Source organism: Kocuria sp. (genome assembly GCF_030536815.1).
In the GTDB taxonomy this organism is placed as follows: domain Bacteria; phylum Actinomycetota; class Actinomycetes; order Actinomycetales; family Micrococcaceae; genus Kocuria; species Kocuria gwangalliensis.
The window spans coordinates 1-7531 of the sequence record NZ_JAUNPE010000106.1; the positions used below are offsets into that span (position 1 = coordinate 1).

A 7531-nucleotide genomic window follows, 5' to 3' on the forward strand; every position below is an offset into this window, starting at 1 on the left:
GCTAAGACACCACGGCGATCATCCGTCCTTTCGCCCTGACGTAGGAATTACGTTCAGCACCGGGGGCGCCGCCTGGCCGACGGCCCGCGGCGTCTGCCTGCGCCGGAGCCGCCCCGTAGCATACTGACTGTCATCCCGGCTCACGGACGGAGGAACCATGGCGCTTGCGGATTTGGTGCTCGAGGGTGGAGGCGCCAAGCTGCCCGGCTTGATTGGAGCGATCAGCGCGCTCAATAAAGGACCCGGGAACTACGAGTTCCAGCGCGTCGCCGGGACCTCGGCGGGTGCGATTGTCGGCGCGCTGACCGCAGCGGGCGCATCGGTCGAGTTCATGAAGCAGGTGATGCTCGGCCAGGACTTCACTGAATTCGAGGACGTCGCCCCGTTGTTCCGGTGCGTCCCCGCGCTGGGCCAGGTTGAGGGGTTGCTGCTGCACCAGGGCATGTACCGGAGTCGGACTCTGCACGCGTTCCTCACCGATCTGCTCGCGGACCTCGGAGTGCGGACGTGGGCCGACCTGCGCCAGGAGGACCCCGGTAGTTCACTGCCCCCGGAGCAGCACTACAAGCTCGTGGTCGTGGTCTCCGACATCTCCCGCGGTCGTGTCCTACGCCTGCCGTGGGACTACCGAGACCGGCTGGGCGTGGACCCCGATGACCAACCCGTTGCCGATGCGCTCTACGCCTCGGCCGCGATTCCCTTCTTCTTCCGGCCCCGCCGACTGCCGGCGGACCCCCGTGTGGTCGGCCACCGCTCGGTACTGGGCGTGGACGGTGGCCTGCTGTCCCGGTTCCCGGTGGACATCTTCGACCGCACGGACCTCCTGCCCCCGCGCTGGCCCACCATTGGCGTCAAGCTGTCCGCGCAAGAGACCGCCAGCACCGGATGGCGACCCAACCACAACACGTTCCAGTACGCGGTGTCGGTGATGGCGACCCTGATCAACGCTCGAGACAGCATTCACATCAACGACCCGGAGGTCACCGCCCGGACCGTCTTCGTGGACACAACCGGTTATCGAAGCACCGATTTCGACATTTCCCGGGAGCAGAAGCTCAACCTGTTCGATCGGGGCGCGCAGGCCGGCGAGCACTTCCTGACCGGCCGCGACGGTCAAGCCGGTGTTCCCCGAGACGGTCGCCCTCACCCATTGCCCTGAGCTGAAAAATGATATGTACCCTTACTTGTTGACAAAAGATCTGTAAGCTTAGGAAGTCGACCATGTGTTGTATGAAAGGTGCCACTATGAGCAACAAGAACAACCAGCGTCCGGGCGGCCACCAGGCCAACACCCAAGGTTCCACCGAAGCGCCGTCCAAGAAGGACATCGCCGCGGAGACCGGCAAGGCCGAAGGTCAGCAGCTCAAGAACGAGGCGGCCGGATCCGGCCGACGAGTGAAGGAGACCGCCAAGGATCAGGCTGTTGCCGCCAAGGACGAAGCCGCACACCAGGCCAAGGACCTCCTGGGCCAACTCAAGGACGATCTGCAGAGCTACGTTGGCCCGCAGCAGGAGCGACTCGCTTCTACCGCGCGCTCCGTCAGCGACGAGGTCAACGCCATTTCCCAGGGCCAGAAGCCCGAAACCGACTACGTATCCGGTCTGCTCGGCAATGTCTCCGGCACCGTTGATTCGTTTGCCGCGTCCTTGGAGAACAAGAACGCTGAGGATCTACTCGGCGACGTGCGTCGATTTGCAGCCCGCCGCCCCGGCACGTTCCTGGCCATTGCTGCCGGCATCGGCCTGCTCGCCGGGCGCGCAACCCGCAGCGCCAAGGACAGCGATGAGATCGGCAGCAGCAACAACGCTGGCGGTGGACAGCCCCGCGCCTACGGCACTCCCGCTGCCGACGAGACCTACGCGTACCGCGTCGAAACCGAAGCCACTGCGCCTCGCACCTACACCGACCAGGTTCCCGGTTCCGCTTACCCCGGACAGGATGGTGAGCGTCGATGAGCCACCCCATTCCACCGACAGAACCCGAGCGGCGCGCAGAGGAGGAATCCCTCGGCGAGATGTTCAAATCGCTGAGCACCAACCTCACCACTCTGATTCAGCAGGAGATCGCTCTTGCCAAGGCGGAGGCGACCGAGGCCGTCCAGAAAGCCACGGACTCGGCAAAAGACGCCGGTAAGGGTGCGGGCATGCTGGGTGGTGCCGGCGTAGCCGGTCACTTCGTTCTCCTGTTCCTGTCCCTCGCCCTCATGTGGGGACTGGGCAACCTGATGGGCCTTGGCTGGTCCGCAGTGATCGTCGCTGTCATCTGGGCCATCATCGCTGCGATCCTCGCCGCGGTGGGCAAGAAGAACCTCGACAAGGGCAAGCGGAAGATCGCGCAAGCCACCAGCAATCCCCTGCCGAGAACCCGCGAAACCGTCAGCGAAATCCCGGATACCGTGAATCCCTCTAAGGAGACCCGATGAGCCAGCAGAACCCCGAAGAAATCCGCGCCGAGATCGAAGCCACCCGTGCTCGCTTGAGCGCCGACGTGGACGCCGTCACCGAGAAGGTGACCCCCGAGAACGTTGTGGACCGTCAGAAGACCAAGGCCCGCAACAAGATCCAGGATGTGCGCGAATCCATCATGGGTTCCAAGGACGACGCCCGCGATCTGCGCGATGAGGCCTCCTACCGCATGGATCAGGCAAGCAACGCCGTCAGCAATGCGCCGGCCGCCGCCAAGGCCAAGACCCGCGGCAACCCGATGGCTGCGGGCTTGATCGCCCTGGGTGCCGGCTGGTTGGTCGGTTCTTTGCTTCCTTCGAGTCAGAAGGAGCAGGAACTCGTGGCGGAGGCCGCGGACCGCGTTCAGCCGCACGTTCAGAGCGCCGTGGACTCCACCAAGGAAGCTGCGCAGAACATTGCGCAGGACTTGAAGGGACCGGCTCAGGAAGCCGCGCAGTCCGTCAAGGAAACCGCACAGTCCGGTGCGGAGAAGGTCAAGTCCCAGGGCCAGCAGGAAGCCAGCCAGCTCAAGGATTCGGCTCAGGATTCCGCTAAGAACGTCAAGGACAACACCCAGCAGGCGTGATGCCTGACTGTTGTGCGTACTACTGAGGGCCCCTGACCGGAAACGGTCGGGGGCCCTCCTCGCACCCACCGGGTACCAGTTAGTGCACTAAGCTCAGTAGTAAACATGTTCATGGACGCTGTGTGTGCAGCACCTCGCCCGCCGTTTCCGAAGGGACCCACAGTGAACAGCGATTCCCCGTCCGAGCAGCCTGCTCCGCGCAAACCGAGCAAATTCCGCCGCTTCGACAATTTCGTCATGCGCTTTGTGGGGCCCGCGAACCGTAGTTCCATGAATCTGCGCGGCAACACGGAGATGAGCGACGAGGCCAAGGACTGGTACGACAACCTCCAAAACGACTTCGAAATGGTCAAGGACGCTAACGGCCAGACGTATCTGCGCCGCCGAGGTCAGTAACTTCCGTGAACTGCAATTGCCCCGCGAATCGGCGGGATTCGCGGGGCAATTGCCTGAGCGGCGTCGTCGAGCGGGCCGAGGCCGCGACCGTCAGTACTTGGCTGACTGACCGCCGTCGATGGGGAGCACGGTGCCGTTGACGAACGGGGCCTCACCGGACAGGAAGAAAGCAACCACCGAGGCCACCTCTTCAGGCTTGCCGAACCGCTTGAACGGGTTCACGGACACGAACTGCATGCCCGCTTCTTCCCAGTTCTCGGGATCCATCTGCTTGAGCGATGCCTCCACCATTGCGGTCATGATGGCGCCCGGGGCGATCGCGTTGATGGTGATCCCGTACTGGCCGTACTCCACGGCCGAGTTGCGGGTCAGGCCCACCACGCCGTGCTTGGAGGCGGAATAACCGGACTGGTTACCCACGCCGCGGATACCACCCACGGACGCGCTGTTCAGCACGGAACCGTAACCCTGTTCGCGCATGACCTTCAGGACCGCCGCCATGCCGTAAAACACACCGTTGAGGTTGACGGACACCACCTTGGTGAACTCGTCGGATCCGAAATCTTCGGTGAGGTTCTGCCGGCCTTCAATACCGGCGTTGTTGAAGAAGCCGTCGATCTTGCCGAACTCGTTGACGGTGGCGTCCACGTATTTCTGGACCTGTGACTCGTCGGAGACGTCTGCGGCCACGGTCAAAATCTTGGCCTCGGGCGCGGTTCCGAGCACCAGGGCCTTGGCGGCTTCCAGTGCATCTTCCTTGAGGTCCACCAGAACCAGATCGGCGCCTTCGGAGGCAATGCGAACGGCAGATTCCAGGCCCAGGCCGGATGCTGCGCCGGTGATGATGACTACCTTGTCGGTGAAACGTGCCATGTGATGTCCTTTCCTAGCCGGGAAGGCTGTGTGGCCATGGGACGCGGGTCGGCGCCCTCGGTTCCACCGTATCGAGGTGAGATGAACGTGTGCTTGTGCGTCAGGCCCAGACCCCGGACGTCCCACGCCGATGGCTGCCCATCAGGTGGGTGTCCACCACCCCGATTGCTTCCATCAGGGCGAACATCGTGGTGGGGCCCACGAACGTGAACCCGCGTCTCTTGAGCTCCCTGGACAGGGCCTTGGACTCGGGCGAGCCGGTGGGTACCTCGGCGAACGTCATCGGTTCCGGGGTGAGCTCTGGTTTGAACGACCACACCAGATCCACCAGTCCTCCGTCTTCGCGCAGCACCACCGTGGCCTGCGCGTTGGTGATGGTGGCGACTATTTTCTGCCGGTTCCGGATGATGCGCGGATCCTGCACCAGCCTGGCCACGTCGGATTCACCGAAGGCCGCCACCCGGTCCGGCTCGAAGTGCTCGAACACCTCTCGGAAGGCCGGCCGCTTGGCCAGCACCGTACGCCATGACAGTCCGGCCTGAAAGGCCTCGAGCGCCACGCGCTCGAACATCCCGGCCTCGTCCCGCACGGGCATGCCCCATTCGGTGTCGTAGTACTCACGCAGCAGCGGATCCTTGGCGGCCCACACGGGCCGCGCGAGCCCGTCCTCGCCGATGACCAGATCAGGATTGCTCGCCACCCGGCTCCTTTCCCGCGGTCGGTGCGGTGATGTCGAAGAGTTCGCACGCGGCGTCGTAATAGGCGTCGCTCAGGCCCAGATGCGTCATGCCCAGACGCAGGCACACGGCCTGCGATGCCGTATTGGCCGGGTTGGTCACGGCCACCACGCGCTCGAGGCCGCACGCGAAGGCGTGGTCCAGGACCACACGGGCCGCTTCGGTGGCGTAGCCGTGACCCCAGTGGTCAGGATGGAAATGCCACCCGATCTCGGTGTCCCGTTCAACCGCAGTGACGCTGTCCGGGATGGGTTTGAGCAGCAAGGACCCGGTTATGGTGCCATCCTTGCGGCACACCGCCCACAGCCCCTGCGCCGGTTCGGCCAGATAGCGTTCGTTCCACGCGTTGATCTTGGCCCGTGCCTCGATCATTGTCCGCACTCGCTGGGTGCCGTCACCCAGGTAACGCTGCACCTCCGGGCGCAAATACAGGCCCCGGACGAAGGCCGCGTCCCCCGGGGAATAGGGCCGCAAGATGAGCCGCGGTGACGCCAGTTGCCGCGTCACGGACGCCTGGATTCCGACGACGCCGCCGCGCCACTTCCGCGCCTCGGCTCACCGTGGGCACGCTGGGCCTCCATGCGGTCAAGTATCTCGTCCTCGCTGAGCGGTTCACCGCGCAGCGCCCGCCGGGTGTTGCGGAGGTCGGTGAGCGCCAGCAATACCAGGGCGACCGCCATGGCCACGGACATCACGCCCAAGGTATTGGCAAAGCCGTAGGAGATCCCCATCATGTCCGGGCCGGTCAGTGCGGTGAACACGGATGCGGTGCCGTCCGGCGTGGAATCCGGAAGGAAGAACCCGAACAGCGCCGTGACGATCCACGAACCGATCACCGTGAGACTCGCCCGAAGGCTCACCGACTCCGAGGGATAGAGCTTTGCGTCCCTGCCGAACAGCACCGCGGCTACGGTGTGCAGCACCATCAGCGGAAGGCCCAGGGCAAAGGCGTACACCCAGACGAGCGACCCCAGCGCATCCACAGCTATGCGCCCGAAGACAACCCAGATGACCAACACCATGGCCACCGTGGGCATCATCCTGGGCAACGCGCGCCGCCACACAGAACCAGGTCGGTGCAATTCGCGGGGATGCGTCTCGTAGGAGCTCATGTCTTCATCGTAAGTGCGCCGCTACCGAACCATGGGCATGCAGCACACACCCGTGCTGCTCACCGTCGTGGAACTGAATCTTCCGGCCAGTACAGTGACACCATGACCGATATTTCATTCCCCCGCGCAGTACTTTTCGATCACGACGGAACACTGGTGGACACCGAACCCTTATGGGCGCAGGGCAAGGAGCAACTGGCGGCAACCCACGGCGGGGAGTGGACCCAAGCGGACACGGACGCAACGCTGGGTCAGCCCATCGCCAAGACGGTCGAGCGGCTCAGCGAACTCGGTGTGCCCGGTGATCTGGATCAGGTGTTCCAGGAGTTCTACACCGTGCTAGAGAAAATCCTCGAAGCGGACCCGCCCGGCTTCATCGCCGGCGTCGAGCCGCTGTTGAAGGATCTCGCGGAAGCGGGTATCCCCGCGGCCATTGTCACCAATGCCACCACGGACGTCGCCAAGTACACGGCCTCGATTGCGCCGGACAACCTTTTTCAGGTGATTATCGGCGATCAAGAGGTCGCCGCGGGTGTGAAGCCCAAGCCGGACCCGGATGCCTACCTGCAAGCGGCCAAGCGTCTGGGCGTGAAACCCGAGGACTGCGTGGTCATTGAGGATTCTCCATCTGGTGCGCAGGCCGGTGTTGCCGCCGGCATCATCACCGTGGCGGTCCCCGGCGAGCAGGAAATCCCGGCCCAACCCGGCGTGATACACGTGCCCAACCACTCGGAGCTCACCCTGGATTTGCTGCGCACGCTCAAGCCGTGACGCACACGCATCAGGCCCACGAACCGCATGCACACAGCAGGGCGGCCAGTTTCGTAGTGAAACTGGCCGCCCTGCTGTGTCAGTACCCGGGTTTAGCGCGCGCCCTGGTCCTGGCGATTCGCCCGACGACGGCGCTGGGCCGCAGCGGTCGCACGGTCCGGGGTCTGACCGCTCGAGTGCGGACGCTGAGTGGACGTGGCGCTCTCCCCGCGAGCCTTGTCGCCACGAGCACCCGATGCCGAACCCGCACCCTGCGACTTACCGTTGAAGCGACGGTTACCGGAACCGGCGGCGTCGGAACGCGAGACGTTGCTGCGTGCACCGCCCGAGCGTGTACCACCGGAACGCTTGCTCTCGGTACGGGCAGCACCGTCACGAGGTGAACCGCCCCGCTCGGTGCGCGAGCGACCGCCGCCGGAACGGCCGCCATTGCGACCACCCGAGCGAGCGCCGTCGTTACGACCACCGGAGCGCGGCTTGGAACCACGACCGCCCTGGCCACCACCGTTGCCGGTCTGGGCCGCGGGCTGGGGTGCAACGCGCTCGGCACGCTCGCCCACCAGGTCCGCGACGATCTCGGAACCGGGAGACACGGCGTCAACGCGAGCGCG

Annotated in this window: 10 protein-coding genes and 1 pseudogene; 6 read left to right on the top strand and 5 right to left on the bottom strand. The window is 64.7% G+C overall.

The annotated features are described in order from the left end of the window. Positions 1-157 precede the first annotated feature (157 nt). From Q4E95_RS09570 to Q4E95_RS09590, 5 genes are all read left to right on the top strand, one after another. Positions 158-1159 carry a patatin-like phospholipase family protein gene (locus tag Q4E95_RS09570; protein WP_303383092.1) on the top strand — a complete coding sequence of 334 codons (1002 nt, stop codon included), beginning with the start codon at positions 158-160 and terminating at the stop codon, positions 1157-1159. Between the two features lie 86 nt (positions 1160-1245). Further along, on the top strand, positions 1246-1956 hold the full coding sequence (locus tag Q4E95_RS09575) for a hypothetical protein (protein ID WP_303383093.1): 711 nt from the start codon (positions 1246-1248) through the stop codon (positions 1954-1956). Continuing rightward, positions 1953-2423 (top strand): phage holin family protein, encoded by a 471-nt coding sequence (locus Q4E95_RS09580; RefSeq protein ID WP_303383094.1) that lies wholly within the window; start codon positions 1953-1955, stop codon positions 2421-2423. The genes Q4E95_RS09575 and Q4E95_RS09580 overlap by 4 nt, the downstream gene beginning before the upstream one ends. Beyond that, a complete protein-coding gene (locus Q4E95_RS09585; protein ID WP_303383095.1) occupies positions 2420-3031 on the top strand; it encodes a DUF3618 domain-containing protein in 612 nt (203 codons plus the stop codon). The genes Q4E95_RS09580 and Q4E95_RS09585 overlap by 4 nt, the downstream gene beginning before the upstream one ends. A 162-nt stretch (positions 3032-3193) precedes the next feature. Beyond that, positions 3194-3427, top strand: coding sequence for a hypothetical protein (locus tag Q4E95_RS09590; protein ID WP_303383096.1), 234 nt, complete (start codon positions 3194-3196; stop codon positions 3425-3427). Positions 3428-3517: 90 nt separating this feature from the next. On the opposite strand, the gene Q4E95_RS09595 is transcribed toward Q4E95_RS09590, so the two are convergent. The 4 genes from Q4E95_RS09595 to Q4E95_RS09610 all read right to left on the bottom strand — a co-directional run bounded on the left by Q4E95_RS09595 (position 3518) and on the right by Q4E95_RS09610 (position 6149). Continuing rightward, complete coding sequence (locus Q4E95_RS09595; RefSeq protein WP_303383097.1) at positions 3518-4300, bottom strand: glucose 1-dehydrogenase; 783 nt, start codon at positions 4298-4300, stop codon at positions 3518-3520. Between the two features lie 100 nt (positions 4301-4400). Next, positions 4401-5000, bottom strand: a complete 600-nt coding sequence (locus tag Q4E95_RS09600) for a DNA-3-methyladenine glycosylase I (RefSeq protein ID WP_303383098.1) — start codon at positions 4998-5000, stop codon at positions 4401-4403. Further along, complete coding sequence (locus Q4E95_RS09605; RefSeq protein WP_303383099.1) at positions 4984-5544, bottom strand: GNAT family N-acetyltransferase; 561 nt, start codon at positions 5542-5544, stop codon at positions 4984-4986. Before Q4E95_RS09605 ends, Q4E95_RS09600 begins: the two co-directional genes overlap by 17 nt. After that, positions 5541-6149 (bottom strand): hypothetical protein, encoded by a 609-nt coding sequence (locus tag Q4E95_RS09610; RefSeq protein ID WP_303383100.1) that lies wholly within the window; start codon positions 6147-6149, stop codon positions 5541-5543. The genes Q4E95_RS09605 and Q4E95_RS09610 overlap by 4 nt, the downstream gene beginning before the upstream one ends. A gap of 102 nt (positions 6150-6251) precedes the next feature. Between Q4E95_RS09610 and Q4E95_RS09615 the strand changes: the two genes are divergently transcribed. Continuing rightward, positions 6252-6920, top strand: coding sequence for an HAD family phosphatase (locus Q4E95_RS09615; protein ID WP_303383101.1), 669 nt, complete (start codon positions 6252-6254; stop codon positions 6918-6920). Between the two features lie 92 nt (positions 6921-7012). Here Q4E95_RS09615 and Q4E95_RS09620 read toward each other — a convergent pair. Continuing rightward, positions 7013-7531, bottom strand: a pseudogene (locus Q4E95_RS09620) (DEAD/DEAH box helicase); the annotation flags it as partial.